The following is a 20,089-nucleotide window of genomic DNA, read 5'->3' on the forward strand; positions in this document are numbered from 1 at the left end:
AATATTTGTCCTTAATTTATCTTCTAATAATTGCATCTTCTATTTCGTCAGGAATGTTTTTTCTTTTAACTGACACACCATATGCATTATCTGTTCTATTAATATTAATTTGTTGAGTTGGGTATGCAATATGAATATCATCTTCTTTCATAAATGCATTTATAATCTCCGGAGACATAGTACTTCTTAACTGTAAAGCAGCATAAGAGTTAGTTAAATACCAACCTGAAATAACCATACCATGTTGCTCTGCAAAAGTAAATACTCTAGGTTCAACACCTGTTGCTCTTAATTGATATTTACTTCTCATCTTAGATAACTGTTTTCTTGTAATATCAGTATATCCTTTTGAATAATGCTTTAAAATATCTTTTACTATTCTTTGAGCTTTTTTATGATTTGAATCAAAAGTAATAGTAATATCAATTCCATCCCAAACAGTTCTTAAACCTGAATGCGTATAGTTTGCAATCATTTCAGAGAAAACATAGTTATTAGGAATAAAGAAAATTCTTCCTGTTCTTCTGTTTACTGTATATGATGTATATGTGATATCTTCTCTAATTGTAATTTTAAATAATGAAATATCTAAAACATCACCAACAGCTTCTAAACCATTTCTCGTAACTTTAATTCTATCCCCAACTTGAATTGAACCAGATGTTACAATAACCATCCATCCAAAAATTGACATAAACCAATCTTTTAAAGCAATAGCAATACCAGCAGATGCGAATCCAAGGATTGTAACTACATAAGAAACATTGTCAATGTAAGAGAATAATATAACCATTACAACTAAGAAAACAACTGTAAAGTTGATTACTTTGTTTGTCATATAATAACTCTCATTTTGAGAGAAATACTTCTTAAGTGTAAGCTTTACTAAAAATGTAATTACCCATAAAAGTACAATTATTGCAAGAATAATTATAATTTTTTGAATTTGCTGAGATATTTGGTCTTTAATTTCTAATATTACTTGCTCAATTTTTCTTGTATAAACAATTTGAGTTGTTGATACAATCTCTAAAACCATTACAAAATCTTTTTTCTGTTTATCTAAAAAAGTGATTTTATCTTTGTAAACACTTTTTTGATCAAGATTAAATAGTTCTAAATATAAAACTAATTCTTTATCAAGTTTAGTTGTAAGCTCTTCTATATCTTTTTCTAAATTTTGGAATTGTCTTTTATTATCTTCTAATCTTTTGATATGAGATAATGCATTAATTATTCCAAAAGGATTTGTTATTTCTTCATACTCTTCAACTTCAGGAGGATTAATAAGCCCACCAATTGGTGAACCTTTATACTCTTTAATAAGTTCAAGCTCATTTTCTTTAACTTTTATTTTATTGTGAAGTTGATAAAGTTTTTCTTCATTATGTATTTTTTTCTTGTATGCAATATCTTTTTTAAGATTTGCAAGTTCTGTTGAGATTTTACTATAAGAAATATAATTTGAATATCTTTTTAATAGAATATTATCTTTTAGTTCTAAATCAATTTTTTTAATTCTCTCTAATAAAACATTTATTTTAGCAAGATTTTGCATATCAATTTCTCTTGCCTTTTTTTCTGCTAACTCTCTTGCTTTTTTAGCTTCAAGCTCTTTTTGAGCAGCATCAAATTTCTGTTTTATCATCTTTTGTTCAATCTCATCAACAACTGCTTTATCTTCAGGAGCAATTGTATCAACACTATTTACTTCTTGCGAGAAAAGCATAGAAGAAATAAATAAAGCAGAATATAGAAATTTTTTAATCAATTTAGAAATCCTTTAAAACCTCAATAACATCATTTTTGTTAACTTCATCAGTAATTACACAATCTCCTAAACCTTTTGGTAAAATAAATTTGATTTTATTATCTAAAGATTTTTTATCTAAAAAGAAGTGTTCGTAGAAGTCTTCAACATCTTTGATTTTATATGAAGTTGGGATATCATACTTTTCTAATAATGATTTTACTCTTAAAGCTTCTTCTTCATTCATTAAACCAATTTTTACTGCTAATTTATTTGCCATTACCATACCAATACCAACAGCTTCACCATGTAAATATGTATCATAATTAGTTTCATTTTCAATTACATGACCAAAAGTATGCCCATAATTTAAAGCAGCTCTAATTCCATGCTCTTTTTCATCTTTTGAAACTACATCTGCTTTTGTTTCAACAGATTTTGCAATTGCAATTTTGATATTGTCTTCATTTGTTAAATCATTTTGTTCTAACCATTCAAAAAACTCTTTGTTAAAAGTAACTGCCATTTTTACAATTTCAGCAATACCTGCACCAAACTCTCTTTTTGGTAAAGTTTTTAACATTGAAGGGTCAATTAAAACTGCTTTTGGTTGGTGGAAAGCACCTATAAGATTTTTTCCAAATTTATTATTAATCCCTGTTTTCCCACCAACACTTGCATCAACTTGAGAAAGAAGGGTAGTAGGAATTTGTACAAAATTAATACCTCTTTGGTAAATTGAAGCAGCAAAACCTGTCATATCTCCAATTACTCCACCACCAAAAGCTACAAGAAGTGATTTTCTATCAAGTCTATGTTCAAAACAATGATTTAAAATCATATCAATTGTATCCATATTTTTATACTCTTCCCCATCAGGAATCGTAACGACACTAAGTTCTTTTGCACTTAAATATTTTTTTAAATACTCTAAATGAAATCCACTAACAGTTGGGTTTGTAACAACTACAACTTTTGTATCAAAATATATTTCATTTAATTTATCAATTGTAATATCATAAGAAGTGTTATTTGGTAAAGTAATATTTACTATCATATAAAATCCATTTAATCTAATTTCTAATGATTTTATCTAAAAAAATCTAATTAACGGTTTAAAACTTCTATAAATTGGGGCTTTATTAAAACCAAAATATATCAAATTTTTTTATAAACCTTTGATTAAATAAATAGTTTATTAGTAAATAAAACTTATGAGATTGTTGCAAAAAAAGTACTAATTAAAATTGTTGCACTTAAAAACAATCCTTGTAATTTAAATTGAGACAATATTTCTACTGAACTTAACTTTGAGCTGTAACATGAATCATAGTATTCAATTTTCATTTTCCTATCCTTTAGTAATAAAATATTACTTTATTCTATAAAAGAAATCTTAAACAAATATAAAAATACAATGTTTTTAATGTTAAATTTGAAATTTAGTATAATTTGTGGATTTTGGCGACCCCAGTGTGATTCGAACACACGTTTTCAGGAGGAAATCCTGACGTCCTTGGCCTCTAGACGACGGGGTCATTTTGAAAGAGTGAAATTATAATGTAAAATATATTGCATTTCTCTTAAAAATCCTAAAGATTTATTATAAGAGCTTATCTTAATCTTATTTTTTTTGATTTTGTGAGTTTATAAATTGAAGAAGAGATTTTTTCACTAAAGCCATCTTTTTGATTTACTATTACATCACTATTTTTTAAAGCAAATTCTTCATCAAATTTATTACCAGTTAAATTTGCAGATGTAGAATATAATATTTTAAATTTAGATATAAAAGGATAAAACAATGATTCTTTATTTATTACTCTAAAAGATTTAAGATTTGGATAAATATAAGTTGTTTTTGAAGCTCTTCTAACTTCTTTTCTGAACTTTTTTGGAACTCTAGTATTTTGATTTAATGTATTAAATGAATCTACAGTATTTAATATTTTCTTACTTCTTGGTCTTTGTTTTACATCTGAAAGTCTCTCATGCGAAGAACATGAGAAACCAACAGTTGTATCAGTTTGTACAAGATAAACTAACGATGAATTCATTAATCTTCTAAATACTCCTGAATAGATTTTACATTTACACCATCAGCACTTTTTAATGCTTTCATAGCTTCAATACAAGCTAAAGCTGTTGAAGCTGTTGTACCATAAGGAACATTCTCTTTTAATACAGCTCTTCTAATATCTTGACCATCAGATTTTGATGATTCTTTTCCATCAGATGTATTAAATGCTAATGCAATTTCACCATTTGTAATTGCATCAGTAATGTTTGGTCTACCCTCAGAAATTTTAAGTACTTTTTCACACTCAATTCCAGCATCCGTAATAGCTTTATGAGTTCCACCAGTAGCAACTACTGAGAATCCTTCTTCAACTAAACCTTTTGCAATTTGAGGAGCAAACTCTTTATCTAAATCACATAATGAGATAAATACTTTTCCTTCAGTTGGTAATCCATTTTTAGCAGCACTTTGCGCTTTTGCATAAGCTTCACCAAAGTTATCAGAAATACCCATAACTTCACCAGTTGACTTCATTTCTGGAGTTAAGATAGGATCTGAACCTGATAATTTATTGAATGGGAATACAGCTTCTTTAACTGCAATGTGTCCTTTTAATTTTGGTTTTAATACACCATTATCTTCATGAACAATATCTTTATCATATACAGATAAAGCATCTCTTAAAGTCTCACCCCACATAACTCTAGTTGCAATCTTCGCTAAAGGCATACCTGTAGCTTTTGATACAAATGGAACAGTTCTAGAAGCTCTTGGATTTACTTCAATTAAGTAAATTTGACCTTTATGAATTGCATATTGAGTATTCATAAGACCTACAACACCAAGTCCTAGTGCCATAGCTTTTGTTTTTTCTTCTAATTCTTTGATTAACTCTTCTGAAATTGATACAGGAGGTAATGAACAAGCAGAGTCACCTGAGTGAACACCAGCTTCTTCAATATGTTGCATAATTCCACCAATGTAAACTTCTTTACCATCACAAATACAATCAACATCAAGTTCAATTGCTCTATCTAAGAATTTGTCAATTAATACAGGCGCATCATTTGATACAGATACTGCTTCATCCATGTATTGCTTTAACTCATCTGTAGAGTAAACGATTCTCATTCCTCTTCCACCAAGTACGAAAGATGGTCTTACAAGTACTGGGTATCCAATTCTTTCAGCAATTTCAATTGCTTCATCTACTAATACAGCTGTACCATTATCTGGTTGTAATAATCCTACTTTTTCAACAAATGTAGAGAACTTTTCTCTATCTTCTGCTAAATCAATAACTTCTGCTGTAGTACCAATGATTTTTCCACCAGCTTCATGAATTGCATTTGCAAGTTTTAATGGAGTTTGTCCACCAAAGTGTACAATAATACCATCTGGTTGCTCTTGATCAATTACAGATCTTACATGTTCAAAGTCAATTGGTTCAAAATATAAAATATCAGAAGTATCATAATCAGTTGAAACAGTTTCTGGGTTACAGTTATACATAATTGTTTTGATACCCATTTCATTTAATGCAAATGATGCGTGTACACAACAATAATCAAACTCAATACCTTGACCAATTCTGTTAGGACCTCCACCAATAATTAATACTTTTTTATCAGTGTCTTGTTTTTCAACTTTTGGTAATTTAGTAATATTTGTTGAAGAGTAAAGGTATGGTGTTAAAGCTTTAAACTCAGCAGCACAAGTATCAACTTCATTGTATTCAAAATCAATATCTAAAGCTTTTCTTGCAGAGTAAACTTCTTCTTCAGTTTTACCAATTAACAGACCTATCATCTTATCAGAGAATCCATTTGTCTTAGCTTCTCTCATAGCTTCTTCATTTGTTAATATAGCTTCACTCATTGAAGTTTCAATGTTATAGATTTCTCTAAATTTAGATAAGAACCAAGGATCAATGTTACATAATTCAAATAGTTCTTCATTTGTAAGACCTTGTCTGTAACCATCCATTAAGTATCTTAATCTATCAGCATTTGGTCTTCTAATTTCAGCTTTGATTTTTTCTAAATCATCACAAATTGGATCAAAACCAACAATTCCAGTTTCCATAGAACATAATGCTTTTTGAATAGACTCATTAAATGTTCTACCAATAGCCATAACCTCACCTACTGATTTCATACCAGTTGATAATGTAGAGTTAGCTTTAGGGAATTTTTCAAAAGTAAATCTTGGAATCTTTGTAACAACATAATCAATTACTGGTTCAAATGATGCAGCAGTTCCAGTAATATCATTTGTAATTTCATCTAAAGTAAATCCAACAGCAAGTAAAGTTGCAACTTTAGCAATTGGATAACCTGTAGCTTTAGATGCAAGAGCAGAAGATCTAGAAACTCTTGGATTCATTTCAATTACAATCATTCTTCCAGTATTTGGACAAATAGAGAACTGTACGTTTGATCCACCAGTATCAACACCAATTTCTCTTAAAATTGCAAAAGATGCATTTCTCATATCTTGGTACTCTTTATCAGTAAGAGTAAGTGCAGGAGCAATAGTAGTTGAATCTCCTGTGTGTACACCCATTGGGTCTAAGTTCTCAATAGAACATACGATAATACAGTTATCTTTTTTGTCTCTGATAACTTCCATTTCATACTCTTTCCAACCAAGCATTGATTCCATAATCTCAATTTCATTGATAGGAGAAGCTTCGATACCTGCTTCAGCAAGAGCTTTAAACTCTTCCATATTATAAGCTACACCAGAACCACCACCAGCAAGGGTAAATGAAGCCCTAGAAATTACAGGGAAACCAATCTCTTTTGCAACTTTGATAGCCTCTTCAACTGAATAAGCATTTGCACTTTTTGGTAAATCCATACCAATTTTAATCATTGCTTCATTGAAAAGATGTCTATCTTCACCTTTCTTAATTGCATCAGGGTGTGCTCCAAGGAACTGTACTCCATCAAGCATACCCTTTTCATACATTGTAGTTGCAACATTAAGTGCAGTTTGCCCACCCATAGTAGGTAAAATAGCATCAATATTCTCTTTTTCAATAATTTTAGCAACAACTTCTTCTGTAATAGGTTCAATATAAGTTTTATCAGCAAATTCTGGATCAGTCATGATCGTAGCTGGATTTGAATTAATTAAAACAACTCTGTATCCTAGTTCTTTTAGCGTTTTAGTAGCTTGTGTACCTGAGTAGTCAAACTCACACGCTTGTCCAATTACGATTGGTCCAGAACCAATAAGTAAAATAGATTTTATATCTTCTCTTTTTGGCATAAAAAATTCCCCACATGTTTTTTTATAAAATTTGGGAAGTATAGCTAAAAAGTACTTAAACTAGGGTTACACGAAATGTATAATAATTTTTTGTTGGAAAAAATAGCATTATATTTTCATAATGCTATTTTTATATAGTTTATGCAGTTGGTAAGTTAAATTTCTTAGTAGAAATAACTCCTTCATCATCAAATGAAAGGTAGTATAAAACATCTTTTTTCACAGGAAGTCCTGCTAAATATCTAATAGCTAAGTTTGCTTGAAGAGAACCTATATGCATAACAATTGGACAAGCAATACCATTTGGTTTTCTATCATTTACAACAAATACTGCTTCATATGAAGCTTTATCAAAGAAACAAACTTGACCATGAAACTCTTCTACTGAACCATAAATCCAAGGTTGATTATTTTGAATACAATACTCATTTATAGCTGCTCTACTTGGTAAGTTATCTGTTGCATCTATAATTAAATCAAACTCTAATCCTCTTTTTGCAAACTCATCAAAAGATTCATTGTAAGCTGTAACTTTTGTATAAGGACATCTTGACTCAACTAACTCTTTTAAAACCTCACATTTAGGCTTTCCATCATCACCAACTTTAAAACCAATTTGTCTATGAATATTATGAACACCAACTTCATCAAAATCAACAAAAGCAAACTCACCTATACCAGAAGCACCCAAAGCAATACCTAAAGTACACCCTAGTCCACCACTACCAATAATAGCTACCTTTTTATTTTGAAGTGAATCCTGTGTCTCTTCACCCCATAGTTTTATCTGTCTATTAAAAAATTCATGAATTTCACTCATGTTTAAATCCTTAGTAAATAAGTAAAGTTTATAAAAATTATATTATGACGTAATGATAACACAATTAGGTTAAATTTCTTTGACTTCTCTTGAAATGATTGTTGAGTATATTAGTAGTGTTACTTCTCCCTTGGGGAGAAGTGTTAGTTTTTATTTTGAGTTGTAAAAATAAGTTTTGCTTCGTCTAAAAGTTTTTGAGCCTCTTCTAACTCTTTCATTCCATTTTTATATACTTCTAATGAATCACTTAATGTAATTTCTGGATTTGAAAGTTTATCTAAAAGAGTTTTTGCTTTTATAATTTTATCTTCAAATACTAATTTTTCTTCTTTTATCTCTTCACTCATTATTCTATTCCTTTTAAAATATCTCTTACATGGTCTTCAAACTTTTCAACCTCAACTAAGAATGAATCATGTCCTGATTGACTATCAACCATTTTATAAGTTATTTGATCTTGCTTTCCAAGTTTAATCATAATATCTCTAATCTCTTCCATTTCTTCAGGGAAGAATAGCATATCATCTTTAAAAGAGATAAGATGTAAATTACATTTTACTTTATCAAAAGAGTCTTCAAGTTTATCTTTATTTCTTCCTGCATCAAAAATATTCATTGTCTTACAAATATATAAATATGATAAAGGATCAAAGAATTTAGGAAAACTATATGAGTTATATTCTAAATATCTCTCAACTTCAAATCTACCAAACAACTCATATAAACCATCTGTTCTTGCATACTCTCTACCAAATTTTGTATTAAATAATTCTGGACTTAAATAAGCAATTAAGCCAGCCATTCTTCCTACAGCTAATCCAGGTAAACCTTGTGCTTGTAAATCATCAGTATCATAAAAACCATCTTTAAATGCTGGATCATGTCTAATTGACTCAATTGCAATTTTATTTATAGCTATTGCCCACGGTCTTGTATAAGCAGTTGTTGCCATTGCTATAACTGTATCAGTAAAATCTGGTTGTTCAATAGAATAACAAAGAGCTTGCATTCCTCCCATAGAACCACCAATTACAGCTACTGCTTTTTCGATTCCTAATCTTTTATAAAGTTTCATCTGTGCTCTTACAACATCAGAAATCGTAAGTACTGGAAATTTAAATCTATACTCTTTCCCTGTTGAAGGGTCTATACTTAAAGGATTAGTTGATCCAAAAGTACTTCCTAAGTTATTTGAACAAATAACAAAATATTTTGTTGTATCTATTACTTTACCATCACCTATAAATTTATCCCACCATCCAGGCTTTGCTTCATTAGCATATCTTCCTGCTGCGTGATGTGAGCCTGCTAGGGCATGACAAATTACAATAACATTTGATTTATCCTCATTTAGTTCTCCATAAGTCTCATATACCAACTCAAAAGACTCTAAAATCCTACCACTCTCTAAATGTAAGGGTTCATCAAATTTTTCAGTTTTAGTCTCAATTCTCAAATTCTTTCCATCTTCTTTAATATACTTAATATTTTAATCCCATTTATATTAGCAAAAATAATATAAGAATTTGGTTTAATTATAAAAGCTAATATGCCTTCTTTAAGTCGTCAAAGCTTACTTTCATTAGGGATTGCCATGTTTTATTAGGACTCCACTGCTCAAACATTGATAAATCTATATTATCAAATGGTGTTTGAAGTATATACTTATGATATACATACATAAAAGCACTAACTCTATAGTTTTTAGCACAATGAACTAAAACTTTATTAGCTCCTAATGATTGTAAAATATTTATAAATAACTTTAAATCACTAAGTTTTGGTTCTTCAAAATCTATTGGTAAATGAATATATGTCATACCTAATTCACTTACTATTTTATCTTCATTCTCTAAAGCATTTGAAGAGTTACATAAAGCAATATTTATAATAACTTCAAACTCTTCTTCTTTTAGTTTAGAAAATTGTTCAATTGTAGGTTGTCCACTTGTATGTATTAACTCGTTTATTTTTATATAATTTAAAATATCTTCCATTATAAAAAATCCTTTGCTACTTCATCTACTTTATTTAAATACTTTTGTTTTAATTCATCACTTATAAATGAACTTCTAAAAGAGTTTTTTACAAGTTTTATAATATCGTCTTTGTCTAATGGTAAGTTTTCATATAGATTATAAAAATTTTGATTCATATAACCTTTAAAATATGCAGGGTCATCAGAGTTTACAGTAATATTAAGACCAAAATCTAAAAGCTCTTTTATATTATGTTGCTTATAGTTTTCAAATACTTTTAACTCTATATTTGAGTTTGGACAAACTGTAAGTGGTATTTGCTCTTCTTTTAATCTTTTCATTAGAGTTTGACTATTTATAGCTTGTACTCCATGATCTATTCTTTCAATATGAAGTAAATCAAGTGCATCTTCTATATATGATACATCACCCTCTTCTCCAGCATGAGCGACAAGTTTAAATCCATACTCTTTTGCTTTTTTAAAAACTTCTTCAAATTTTTTTGGAGGATTTCCTAATTCTGATGAATCAAGTCCAACTCCAATAATACTACTTTTATAAGGCAATGCTTCTTCTAGAGTCTCAAAAGCTTCTTCTTGAGATAAGTGTCTTAAAAAACACATGATAATTTCTGAAGTAATCCCAAATTGATTTTTTGCTTCTTCTAATGCCTCTTTTATTCCACTAATCACTGTATCAAATGAGATTCCTCTTTTTGTATGTGTCTGAGGATCAAAAAATATTTCTGTATGTAAAACATTATCTTCTTTACACTTTAAAATATACGCCCAAGTCATATCGTAAAAGTCTTGTTTTTCAATAAGTACATTTGCACCTGCATAGTAAATATCTAAAAAGCTCTGTAAATTAGTGAAGTTATAAGCTGTTTTTACTTCTTCTACTGTTTTATATGGTATTTCAATACTATTTCTTTTTGCTAACTCAAACATAAGTTCAGGTTCAAGTGAACCTTCAATATGTAAGTGTAGTTCTGCTTTTGGTAAAGCTTTAATTAAATCTTTCAATTCTCTTTTCCTATTTTATTTAGTTTTCCAGTCGTATTCCATTTGTTTTGCTGTTTTATTAGCTAATTTTTTATCTTTTAGTTTACTCAGTAAATATAAGCTCATATCTATTCCTGCACTAATACCAGCAGATGTAATAATATTATTTTGTTCTACAAACCTAATATTCTCAACAACTTCTAGTTTAGGAAACTGTTTTCTTAAATCTTCTATATCTTCATGATGAGTAGTTACTTTTTGTTTTTTAATAACTTTTGCTTTAGCAAGTAAAAAAGCTCCTGTACAAACTGAAGCTATTTGTTTACACTCTTTAGATTTTTCTTTAATCCAAGATATTACTTCTTGTTTTTCAAGCTCATCATTGTGTACTCCGCCAACAACAATTAAAACATCTAAAGATGGACAATCAGCAAAACAATAATGAGGGAATATATTAAAACCACCTCTTGCTTTAACAGTTTTATTCTCTTGTGCAACTAAAAAAACATTAAATTTTTCTTTTTTATTTAAGAATCTTGATGCAGTTGAAAAAACTTCAAAAGGTCCACTAAAATCTAATACTTCAGCATTTTCATATATATAAATTCCAATATTCATCAATTTCCCTTCATTTAAATTTTCGGAAGTATAACCAAACATGAATAAACTTTCTTAATAGTTTTTATACTCATATGTTACAATACAAAAAAAATTTGAAGGTTTTATTTTATGAATATGATTATGGCAAACTCACAAGAAGCAAAAGAGGCTTATATTTTAGTTAGGTCTTTACAAGAAAGATTTGCAAATAAATTAAATAACTTAAGTAAAAAATATGGTGATGATAAAAAATTTGAAGAAGTTTTATGGTTAAGAGATGAAGGAATACATGGGGGAGGAAGTAGATTTGAAGCTAGAGATGAGGCTTTGTTTAATACAGCTAGTATAAATGTATCTCAAGTTCATTATGATGATATGGAAGATAAAAAACTACAAAGTGCAACTGCTATTTCAACTATTATCCATCCAAATAATCCTAAACTTCCATCAATTCATATCCATATTTCACTTACATGTTTAAGAGATGGATACTCTTATTGGAGAGTTATGGCTGATTTAAATCCAAGTATAAAAAACGAAAAAGATACAGAAAAGTTTGAGTCTGCTTTAAAAGAACTTTCAAAAGAAAAGTATGAAGAAGGTGTTAAGCAAGGTGAAAAATACTTCTTTATTCCTGCTCTTAATAGACATAGAGGTGTTAGTCACTTTTATTTAGAAAACTACAAAACTGATAATAAAAAAGCAGATTACAATTTTGCACTTAATTTTGGAGAAGGTGTAATTGATACATATGCACAAATACTAGAAGAAGCAATAAATGAAAGAGTTTTATTTAGTGTACATGATATAAAACAACAACTAGACTACCACACTTTATACTTATTTCAAGTATTGACGCTTGATAGAGGTACAACTTCTGGACTTTTAGTTCATTCTCAAAATGATGCAGGAATAATGGGTTCGCTTCCTAAATTTATAAATAAAGAGTTATTAAATTCATGGAAAGAGAAAGTTCCAATGGCTCAAAAAACTTTAGTGGAAGCTTTAGTATCTTGCATAAACGACAAAGGTTTAATTGATATAGATACAAAACTAAAACTAGCAGATAAAGTTAGAGAATTTTATAAAAATAATACAGATGCACTTAAGTATCAAGCAAGTGGTAATACTATACCAACTACTGTAGCTAATCATAAAAAATAGTTTCTTTTTCTATAACCCAACTCTTTGGGTTATAGTCACTTCAAGTAACCAATAATATAAACTTATTTAATATACATTTCTTATAATCTTTATTAAAACAACTTATTTATTTAGATTTAGTTATAATTTCGAAAAAAGGATAATAACATATGGATAATATTAAAAGATTAGAAGAACTATTAAAAAACGATGTACTAGTAGAAGTAAACCAAACAATAGAAGAATTTGAAACAAATATTAAAACTGCTAGCAAAAAAGAAGCAAAAGATTTAAAAGAAGAATTAGAGTATATGAAACAAGTTAAATTATACTTTGATGAAGTAATTTTAGATATTGAAAATAATACTCTAACACAAGACCAAGCAGAAGATATCTTAGAAGGTCTTGAAGATATGAGAGTAGAAAACCAAGAGGTTTAAAATGGATTTTGAGATATATGAAATAATTAATATTTTAGGACTTATTATTGGTCTTGCTTTTGGTGCAATTGCACAAAAAAAGCAGTTTTGTTTTAGTGGTTCTATAAAAGACTATATGCTAACAAAATCAACAAAAAGAGGTTCATCAGTAATTATGGCTATGATAGTAGCTATAATCTCTACTACAATTGTAGCTTCTTACTATGAAATTGATTTAACACAATCAAATTATTATAGAGAAAATATTAACTATTTTTCAATTATGTTAGGTGGAGCACTTTTTGGTGCAGGTATGATGATTGCAGATGGTTGTGGAAATAGACAGCTTGTAAAGTTTGCTCAAGGTGACCCTAATTCACTTATTGCTTTAGTATTTATAGGTATTTTTGCTTTTGCTACAGCAAATGGTCTTTTAAATGGCTTTTTCGCACCAATTACAAGAAATGAAACTTTACTTGAATGGTCTGCAATACTTGGTAATGTTACGATGAATGTATACTTTGTAGTAGGTGTTCTTGTTTTAATTCTTGCGTTTATTATCAAAAAAACAAAAAGATTAATAAGCTTAGTTGATGGTGTGTTAATTGGTCTTTTAATTGCTGCTTCATGGTATGTAACAGGTGTTATGGGTGAAGAGAGTATCGAAAGAATGATTGAATTAAATGGTATTACTTTTATTTACCCTACTGCTAAAACTTTTGAACTATTTAGTTTCTATCAAGTAAATGTTCTTACATTTAGTATTGCTGTTGTTATTGGTGTTGTTTTAGGAGCATTTGCAATGTCTAAAATAAACAAACAATACAGCTTTGGATGTACTGCTAACCAAAATATCAATAGATCAAAATATAATATGTTTGGTGGAGCTTTAATGGGTATTGGAGGGGTATTATCAATTGGATGTACTGTAGGACAAGGTTTAACAGGACTTTCTACTTTAGCTTTAGCTTCTGCTGTTGCAATTATTTCTATTTTTATAAGTGCTGTTATTACAGCTAAATACTTAAATAAAAGAGATAAATTACCAATGTGTTTCATCTTTGATTGGGATGATAATACACCAGATTATCAAATATAAATTAAAAAAAAGGAAACTATTTGAATATAGATATGACGAAAGTTGCAAATGTAATTTTATATATGTTACATAAGCAAGTAAAACACTTAAATGATAAAAAACTATCAATTATGCTTTTTTTAATGGATTTTAACCATTCAAAACATTGTGGAAGTAAAATTTTCAATGAAGAGTATATTAAAGCAGCTAGAAATCCAGAACCTGCAGTTTTAAGTGAATTATTTGACATAATTGCAAATGAAGAAGACTTAGATGAAGAAGATCCAAGACTATTTTTAATTCAAGAATTATTAGATTACTTAGATATTGAAGTAAAAGCAAATGATAAGTTTATTGAATTAAAATTTATCAAAATGGAAGAAGATTTTGATGAAGAATTATTTGAAAAAGAAGAATTAACTACTATCCATAAAGTTGTAGAAAAATACCTAGAAACTTCTCCTAGAAACACAGCAAATGAGTGTTTTAAAATAGAAGAAGTAAGAGCTACCCCAAAAGGTGAAATCATTATTTAAAAGTGCTCTTTAAAATTCAAAATATCATCATAAGTTAGATTTAAATTCTGCTTTTGATTTTTTTGCAAGATAGGGTTCATTAATGTACCCTGCTCTTGTATATGTGGTATTCCTGCTAGATGTGCTATTTCATGTGCTAAAATTGCTTTTAATTCACTAAGACTTTCAAAGCCATAAATCTCTATTTTATTCATACTATTTGTTACTGTTTTTTCTTTTATTGTAATACCATCTTTTATATAAGTTTTTAAAACAATCTGTTTCTCTCCAATAGCTTGGCCTTTAACTTTTTTGAAACCTCTATTTAAAGACTCAATTTCATTAGCTATAGCATAATATGTTTGGATATGAGTATTGTATAAATGTACTTTATTATTGAAACTATTAATAAGTCTTTTTAAGGCTCTTTGCTCTTTTCTTAACTCTTTTAATTTTTGATTTATTACTACTTTTTTTGTTTTTACATATATCTGAATTTCATCAAACTCTTTTTGATTAACATCCCTTTTTTGATTTACTTTGTTTATATATGTATTTAACTCATTCGTTTTATCATTTACTTCTTTTTCTAGATTTCTATAAATTTTTGTTTGTTTATCAATCTGAATTTTTTTTGACTCAAACTCATTTTGATATTCACTTATCTTCTCTTTTTTTCTATCAAATCTTTTTATTGCCCTATTTATTCTTTTTTCCATACTTGATGGTTCTACATAAACAATATCAATAGGTTTTCCCATAGAAGAGTAATCAAATACATCAAAACCAAGTTTTGACTCAAAATGCTCTTCTATTTCATCTAGAATATCTTTTAACTGTTTTTCATTTATCTTATCTTCGTAGTATCTGTCAATCTTACCTATTCTTATTTCTTGAAAATCAGCAAATAATAAAGATGATGTAATTAGTATTGGAAATAGTATTTTTTTAATCATAAACAGATTTTATACTAAAAAGATTTAGATATTATTTAGTAACAATACTACTGCACTTAAAATCAATATACTTCCCATTAATAGATTAAACACTTTTATTTTAAATTTTGTATTAAAAAATATAGTGGCTTTTTGACCTAATATTCCCCATAAACTTAGACATACATAACAAATAATAAAATACATAAGAATAAATAGAATTAATGTTTCTTTAGAGTTTACAAACATTGAAACACCAGCAAAACATGCTAGCCAAGCTTTAGGATTTAACCACTGTAATAAAAACCCTTCATAAAACTTCAAAGTTTTACTCTCTTTTGTGTCTAAATCTATTATAGAACTACTAGCAATTTTATATCCAATATAAATGATAAATAATGCTGAAATAAGCTCTAAAATCAATAAAAACTTTTTATTAGTTGAAATAAAAAAACTTTCATAAGTAAATGCAATTACTACTAACAAAAGAGTAAACCCAATTGTTGCACCTGATATAAATGAAAATGTTTTTTTAAAGCCATTATTTAAGCCAGATGTAACTATCATAGCATTTACAGGCCCTGGAGAAATAGATAAAACAATACAAAACGAAAGCATTGATATAATAAAAGATATAGTCATAGAATTCCTTAATTTTTTTAATTAAAGAATTTTATTAGAAAATTATATTTTTTTATTGTATAAAATTGAGTTGATACTCTTTTGGTGTAGTAGCCACAAAATTTATAAAGTTTCTATGAAAATGACTTTGGTCATAAAACCCACACTCTAATGCAGTTTCAACAATACTTACTCCATTTTCTAAATAAGTTCTTGCATTGTTAACTTTTAAATTAAGTAAATAAGAATGAGGAGTTATATTTAAATGCTTTTTGAAAAGTCTAATTATGTAATATTCATTTAAATCAAACATTAAAGATAAATCCTTTAAAGAGATATTCTCTTTATAATTATTTTGCATATAGTTTTTTATTTCTTCAAACTTTTCATCCTTTATATTTATTTTGTCTTCATCTAAATAAAGTGAAAAAAAGTCTAAAAAGAAATCTATTAACTCATTCTCTTTTTCTTCAATACTATTATTTTCATAAATAAAATCGCATAGATTTAAAAATCTACTATAAAACTCTTTTGACTCCAAAAGACTTTTATCTAGATAAATAAATTTTGTTATGTTTTTATTAATTATTTTTTGAATTTTTAAACACCAAGACACATCTAGATACATCATATAGTATTTATTTAAAATATTGTCACATGAATTACAAGAATGTACTTCATAAGGGTTTATTACTGTTAGTTTATTTTTATTTAACAAAAACTTCTTATTTTGATTAGTATAGATACTAGAACCTTGTTTGTTAATACCTAAACAAAATGTAGAATGAAAGTGTTTTTTAAAATGTTTATTTGAATTTGAGTATCTTAATTGAAAAAAAGGTAAATTCTCATTTGAATATATTTTTGTAAAAAATTTTTCCATAACTATCTTTTTGTTTACTATAACATAATCTCAATTTAAAGGATTGTACAAAATTGACTTAAATAAATTAAGTCATATTCAATTATTATACAATTATATACTACAATAAGAAAAAAGGATTCCAAATGAAAAAAAGATTAATCACATTTGCTTTTATTTCTTTACTTGCATTACCACAGATTGTAAGTGCTGATAAACCTAGCTGGGCACAAAATGGAAAACCTGATTGGGTTGGGAAAGAAGATAAAAAGTATGAAAGAGAAGAATGGAAGAAAGATAAAGAACGAGAAAAAAGATACTGGAAAGAGAAAAAAGAGCGAGAAAAAAGAGATTGGAAGGAAGAAAAAAAATATAACAAAAAGCATGAATCAGAAAAAAGAGATTGGGAAAAAAGAAAAGATAGAGAATATGACAGAGATGATAGAAGATATGAAAATAACAGAAGTGTAAATGAACATGTAGATGAAGCACAAGAGAAAGTAAATAAAGTTCAATCAGCTGTTGAAACTATTATAGATACAGTTAAATAAAAGGATTTTATATCCTTTTATTTATGCATAAGTTTATACTCTCCATTTAGTTTAAGAATTATTGTTACATTATTTAATGTATCATTTCTCCAATACCAACCATGTGTTCCAATAAATTTAGCTTTTAATAATCCCTCGTCATTTGAAGATGTTTTTTCTTTATAACTCTCAAAATACCCATTTACAGCTGTAGATGGTTCTCCATGAAAATCGAAATATAACTTCTCATTACTTTGCCATTCATAACTAAATTTTTGATTCTTTAAAACCCATAATTTATACTCTTTTTCACCTTTTGCAGGAATAGAAATAGTAATAATATCTTTAAACTCTTCACTATTAGTTTCACTTAAACTTTTTTTATAATCCATAAACTGCATTATTGCTAAAATAAAACCTAAGAATATTAAAATAATATTAACAACTTTTTTAATAGTATTAAAATAAATAGTTTTATAAATAAATTGTAGTAATAAAAACATAACTATTAATGCAATTATTTGACCTAACTCAATTCCAATATTAAAACTTAATATATTTAAAAGAAGTTCGTTCTCATTTAAAGGCATTTGCTGTAATCTTGTTGAAAGACCTAATCCATGAATCAAACCAAAGATTAAAACCATTATATTCATATTAAAAAATCTAGTTTTTAATATGCTGTCTAAAAATCCAAGATTTACAAAAGCTATATAACAAATACTTAAAGCAATAATTGCATCAATTAAATAGTAGTTTATTTGTACTTCATAAAAAGTTGCACTTATTAAAGTAACAGAATGCCCTATTGTAAAAAGTGTTATTAATTTTATAATCTCTTTAATACTCTTTATAAAGAAAAGTATCCCAAATATAAAAAGTAAATGATCATAGCCACTTAGCATATGAGTCATTCCAATATAAATATAACTAAAGTTTCCACCATCAATTATAATTTGTTTTTCTTCATCACTCATACCATGAGCAAATAACTCCATAGTTAAAACAAAAAGCAACAAAAATAGATTAAATACTTTTTTATCCAAGTTAACTCCTTTTGCGAATTTTAACAAAAAAGTATAGCCTGATTAATGCAATAATAATTTTATGGTAAAATTCTTTTATACTTTTAAATACTGGAATTTTATGAATACAAATGAACTTGAAAATATTGATAAAGAAATAGCAATATTAATAAATGATAAGAATAAATATAACTTTGATGAGTTAAAACAAAAAGTTGAAAAAGTTTTAGAAAAGACAAATATATTTATTATTGATGGCAAAGTTAGTACTAAGGCTGTTGATTTATACTTAAAAAATGTTATAACGAAAAGAAATTCTTTAATTAAAGAACAAGAAAAGAAAAAAATAGATGATAGTATTGAGACTAAATATACTTTGATAGAATCAATTTGCAAAAAACTTGAGTTTGAAAATCAAGAAGATCTTATAAATAAAGTTGATGAATTAAAAAAGAAAACTAATCAAGAACTATATACAATAGATAACTCTTTTTAAGTTTTCTTCTTTAAGATAAAAGTCTACATGCATTTTGAGTTAGCACTTTGTAGTTGCTCTAAACCTTTTTGTGAAATCATAGATACATCCCATTTGGGTGAATATACAAACTTAACATTACAATCATCAACTTCATCAATACTTTTGATTTGATTCACTATTTCTTCAGAAAAAGAGTATGTACTATTACATCTTGAATTAATCATTGTTGTTTCAATATTTACATAAACATTTTCATCTTTTAATTCAACATCAGTTTTATAAATAAGCCCTAAATCATAAATACTTACTGGTAATTCTATATCCTGAATATTTTTTAATTTTTGAATTACTTTCTGTTCAATATTCTCTTTTTTCATATTTAAATATCCTTCTACTTTTTTAAAAATAGAATAATACAAAAGTTTTATAGCGTGAATATAGTCAAAAAAATTTTACTTTCTAAAATTAAAGTATTTTTTAACTATGTTAATTTTATTTTATAATACAACTAAGAATTATTTTTTAAGCTAATTTTTTGTTTTTACCATTTAGGTTCAAAAGCTACTCTCTTTCCATCATCTGTTGAATACTCTTCCATAGAGTTTTCTTTTGATTGTATCACCATATAAGTCATAAAATCATTAGAATCATTTCTAATACCTCTTACTCCTTTAGGTGCAACTCTTACAACTGAGCCTTCTTTTATATCAAAACAATTACCATCAACCTGAAAATATCCATGCCCTTTTAAAATAATATATGTTTCTTCATTTTTATTATGAATATGAAAGTATGGTTGTTCTGTTTTTGCTGGCAAAGAATTAAATGATATTTCCGTCCCTGTTGCATTTGTAGCATCTTTTAAAAATACTTTACCTTCTATTTCTTGTTTATTTACTTTGTGAATTAGTGAGTATTTCATCAATTCATCTAAACTTCCTAAGTTTACAGCTGTATAGTTTACATCTTCTACTATTTTTTCAATCTCTTGCATGATATTTCCTTTTTTGACTATTTAGTCAAATAATATAAAG

Annotated in this window: 23 protein-coding genes and 1 tRNA gene; 6 read left to right on the top strand and 18 right to left on the bottom strand. The window is 27.4% G+C overall.

The window, feature by feature from the left end; genetic code table 11:
* Nucleotides 1-16: 16 nt before the first annotated feature.
* The 12 genes from ACH5BF_RS06250 to ACH5BF_RS06305 all read right to left on the bottom strand — a co-directional run bounded on the left by ACH5BF_RS06250 (nucleotide 17) and on the right by ACH5BF_RS06305 (nucleotide 11,467).
* On the bottom strand, nucleotides 17-1,771 hold the full coding sequence (locus ACH5BF_RS06250; RefSeq protein WP_423273353.1) for a mechanosensitive ion channel family protein: 1,755 nt from the start codon (nucleotides 1,769-1,771) through the stop codon (nucleotides 17-19).
* 1 nt (nucleotide 1,772) lies between these two features.
* Complete coding sequence (aroB, locus tag ACH5BF_RS06255; protein WP_423273354.1) at nucleotides 1,773-2,807, bottom strand: 3-dehydroquinate synthase; 1,035 nt, start codon at nucleotides 2,805-2,807, stop codon at nucleotides 1,773-1,775.
* Nucleotides 2,808-2,962: 155 nt separating this feature from the next.
* Entirely contained in the window at nucleotides 2,963-3,097 is a 135-nt protein-coding gene (locus ACH5BF_RS06260) for a hypothetical protein (RefSeq protein ID WP_423273355.1), read from the bottom strand.
* Between the two features lie 115 nt (nucleotides 3,098-3,212).
* Nucleotides 3,213-3,288: transfer RNA gene (locus tag ACH5BF_RS06265), tRNA-Glu, on the bottom strand.
* A 75-nt stretch (nucleotides 3,289-3,363) separates the two neighbouring features.
* Complete coding sequence (locus ACH5BF_RS06270) at nucleotides 3,364-3,807, bottom strand: Sua5/YciO/YrdC/YwlC family protein (RefSeq protein WP_423273356.1); 444 nt, start codon at nucleotides 3,805-3,807, stop codon at nucleotides 3,364-3,366.
* A complete protein-coding gene (gene carB / locus ACH5BF_RS06275) occupies nucleotides 3,807-7,046 on the bottom strand; it encodes a carbamoyl-phosphate synthase large subunit (protein ID WP_423273357.1) in 3,240 nt (1,079 codons plus the stop codon). The genes ACH5BF_RS06270 and carB overlap by 1 nt, the downstream gene beginning before the upstream one ends.
* A gap of 139 nt (nucleotides 7,047-7,185) precedes the next feature.
* Entirely contained in the window at nucleotides 7,186-7,866 is a 681-nt protein-coding gene (locus ACH5BF_RS06280; protein ID WP_423273358.1) for a HesA/MoeB/ThiF family protein, read from the bottom strand.
* A gap of 143 nt (nucleotides 7,867-8,009) precedes the next feature.
* Nucleotides 8,010-8,213, bottom strand: a complete 204-nt coding sequence (gene xseB / locus ACH5BF_RS06285; protein WP_423273359.1) for an exodeoxyribonuclease VII small subunit — start codon at nucleotides 8,211-8,213, stop codon at nucleotides 8,010-8,012.
* Complete coding sequence (gene metX, locus ACH5BF_RS06290; protein WP_423273360.1) at nucleotides 8,213-9,322, bottom strand: homoserine O-acetyltransferase MetX; 1,110 nt, start codon at nucleotides 9,320-9,322, stop codon at nucleotides 8,213-8,215. Before metX ends, xseB begins: the two co-directional genes overlap by 1 nt.
* An 88-nt stretch (nucleotides 9,323-9,410) precedes the next feature.
* Nucleotides 9,411-9,863: a protein tyrosine phosphatase family protein gene (locus ACH5BF_RS06295; protein ID WP_423273361.1), complete on the bottom strand. Its 453-nt coding sequence runs from the start codon at nucleotides 9,861-9,863 to the stop codon at nucleotides 9,411-9,413.
* Entirely contained in the window at nucleotides 9,863-10,870 is a 1,008-nt protein-coding gene (locus tag ACH5BF_RS06300) for an adenosine deaminase (protein ID WP_423273362.1), read from the bottom strand. Before ACH5BF_RS06300 ends, ACH5BF_RS06295 begins: the two co-directional genes overlap by 1 nt.
* A 15-nt stretch (nucleotides 10,871-10,885) precedes the next feature.
* Nucleotides 10,886-11,467, bottom strand: a complete 582-nt coding sequence (locus ACH5BF_RS06305) for a DJ-1/PfpI family protein (RefSeq protein WP_423273363.1) — start codon at nucleotides 11,465-11,467, stop codon at nucleotides 10,886-10,888.
* A gap of 111 nt (nucleotides 11,468-11,578) precedes the next feature.
* On the opposite strand from ACH5BF_RS06305, the gene ACH5BF_RS06310 reads away from it, so the two are divergent.
* The 4 genes from ACH5BF_RS06310 to ACH5BF_RS06325 all read left to right on the top strand — a co-directional run bounded on the left by ACH5BF_RS06310 (nucleotide 11,579) and on the right by ACH5BF_RS06325 (nucleotide 14,625).
* Entirely contained in the window at nucleotides 11,579-12,613 is a 1,035-nt protein-coding gene (locus ACH5BF_RS06310; protein WP_423273364.1) for a coproporphyrinogen III oxidase, read from the top strand.
* A 149-nt stretch (nucleotides 12,614-12,762) separates the two neighbouring features.
* A complete protein-coding gene (locus tag ACH5BF_RS06315) occupies nucleotides 12,763-13,032 on the top strand; it encodes a hypothetical protein (protein ID WP_423273365.1) in 270 nt (89 codons plus the stop codon).
* A gap of 1 nt (nucleotide 13,033) precedes the next feature.
* Complete coding sequence (locus ACH5BF_RS06320; protein WP_423273366.1) at nucleotides 13,034-14,110, top strand: YeeE/YedE family protein; 1,077 nt, start codon at nucleotides 13,034-13,036, stop codon at nucleotides 14,108-14,110.
* A 20-nt stretch (nucleotides 14,111-14,130) separates the two neighbouring features.
* On the top strand, nucleotides 14,131-14,625 hold the full coding sequence (locus tag ACH5BF_RS06325) for a type II toxin-antitoxin system antitoxin SocA domain-containing protein (RefSeq protein ID WP_423273367.1): 495 nt from the start codon (nucleotides 14,131-14,133) through the stop codon (nucleotides 14,623-14,625).
* Here the strand turns inward: ACH5BF_RS06325 and ACH5BF_RS06330 are convergent.
* Genes ACH5BF_RS06330 through ACH5BF_RS06340 form a run of 3 tightly spaced genes read right to left on the bottom strand, consistent with a single transcriptional unit; the run spans nucleotide 14,622 to nucleotide 17,043 of the window.
* Nucleotides 14,622-15,560 (bottom strand): matrixin family metalloprotease, encoded by a 939-nt coding sequence (locus ACH5BF_RS06330; RefSeq protein ID WP_423273368.1) that lies wholly within the window; start codon nucleotides 15,558-15,560, stop codon nucleotides 14,622-14,624. The two genes, ACH5BF_RS06325 and ACH5BF_RS06330, sit on opposite strands and share 4 nt — an antisense overlap.
* A gap of 24 nt (nucleotides 15,561-15,584) precedes the next feature.
* Nucleotides 15,585-16,181, bottom strand: a complete 597-nt coding sequence (locus ACH5BF_RS06335; protein WP_423273369.1) for a LysE family translocator — start codon at nucleotides 16,179-16,181, stop codon at nucleotides 15,585-15,587.
* Between the two features lie 52 nt (nucleotides 16,182-16,233).
* Nucleotides 16,234-17,043: an AraC family transcriptional regulator gene (locus ACH5BF_RS06340; protein WP_423273370.1), complete on the bottom strand. Its 810-nt coding sequence runs from the start codon at nucleotides 17,041-17,043 to the stop codon at nucleotides 16,234-16,236.
* Between the two features lie 125 nt (nucleotides 17,044-17,168).
* Here ACH5BF_RS06340 and ACH5BF_RS06345 point away from each other — a divergent pair, with 125 nt between their 5' ends.
* On the top strand, nucleotides 17,169-17,573 hold the full coding sequence (locus tag ACH5BF_RS06345) for a hypothetical protein (protein WP_423273371.1): 405 nt from the start codon (nucleotides 17,169-17,171) through the stop codon (nucleotides 17,571-17,573).
* 17 nt (nucleotides 17,574-17,590) lie between these two features.
* Here the strand turns inward: ACH5BF_RS06345 and ACH5BF_RS06350 are convergent, their stop codons facing one another.
* Nucleotides 17,591-18,598 (bottom strand): HupE/UreJ family protein, encoded by a 1,008-nt coding sequence (locus ACH5BF_RS06350; RefSeq protein ID WP_423273372.1) that lies wholly within the window; start codon nucleotides 18,596-18,598, stop codon nucleotides 17,591-17,593.
* Between the two features lie 100 nt (nucleotides 18,599-18,698).
* On the opposite strand from ACH5BF_RS06350, the gene ACH5BF_RS06355 reads away from it, so the two are divergent.
* Nucleotides 18,699-19,073, top strand: a complete 375-nt coding sequence (locus ACH5BF_RS06355) for a hypothetical protein (RefSeq protein WP_423273373.1) — start codon at nucleotides 18,699-18,701, stop codon at nucleotides 19,071-19,073.
* Nucleotides 19,074-19,096: 23 nt separating this feature from the next.
* On the opposite strand, the gene ACH5BF_RS06360 is transcribed toward ACH5BF_RS06355, so the two are convergent.
* Both ACH5BF_RS06360 and ACH5BF_RS06365 read right to left on the bottom strand, forming a co-directional pair.
* Nucleotides 19,097-19,432: a metal-sulfur cluster assembly factor gene (locus tag ACH5BF_RS06360; RefSeq protein ID WP_423273374.1), complete on the bottom strand. Its 336-nt coding sequence runs from the start codon at nucleotides 19,430-19,432 to the stop codon at nucleotides 19,097-19,099.
* A 164-nt stretch (nucleotides 19,433-19,596) separates the two neighbouring features.
* Nucleotides 19,597-20,049 carry a cupin domain-containing protein gene (locus ACH5BF_RS06365; protein WP_423273375.1) on the bottom strand — a complete coding sequence of 151 codons (453 nt, stop codon included), beginning with the start codon at nucleotides 20,047-20,049 and terminating at the stop codon, nucleotides 19,597-19,599.
* Between the last annotated feature and the right edge of the window lie 40 nt (nucleotides 20,050-20,089).

The organism is Arcobacter pernae (assembly GCF_049472135.1).
Taxonomy (GTDB): Bacteria; Campylobacterota; Campylobacteria; order Campylobacterales; family Arcobacteraceae; genus Arcobacter_B.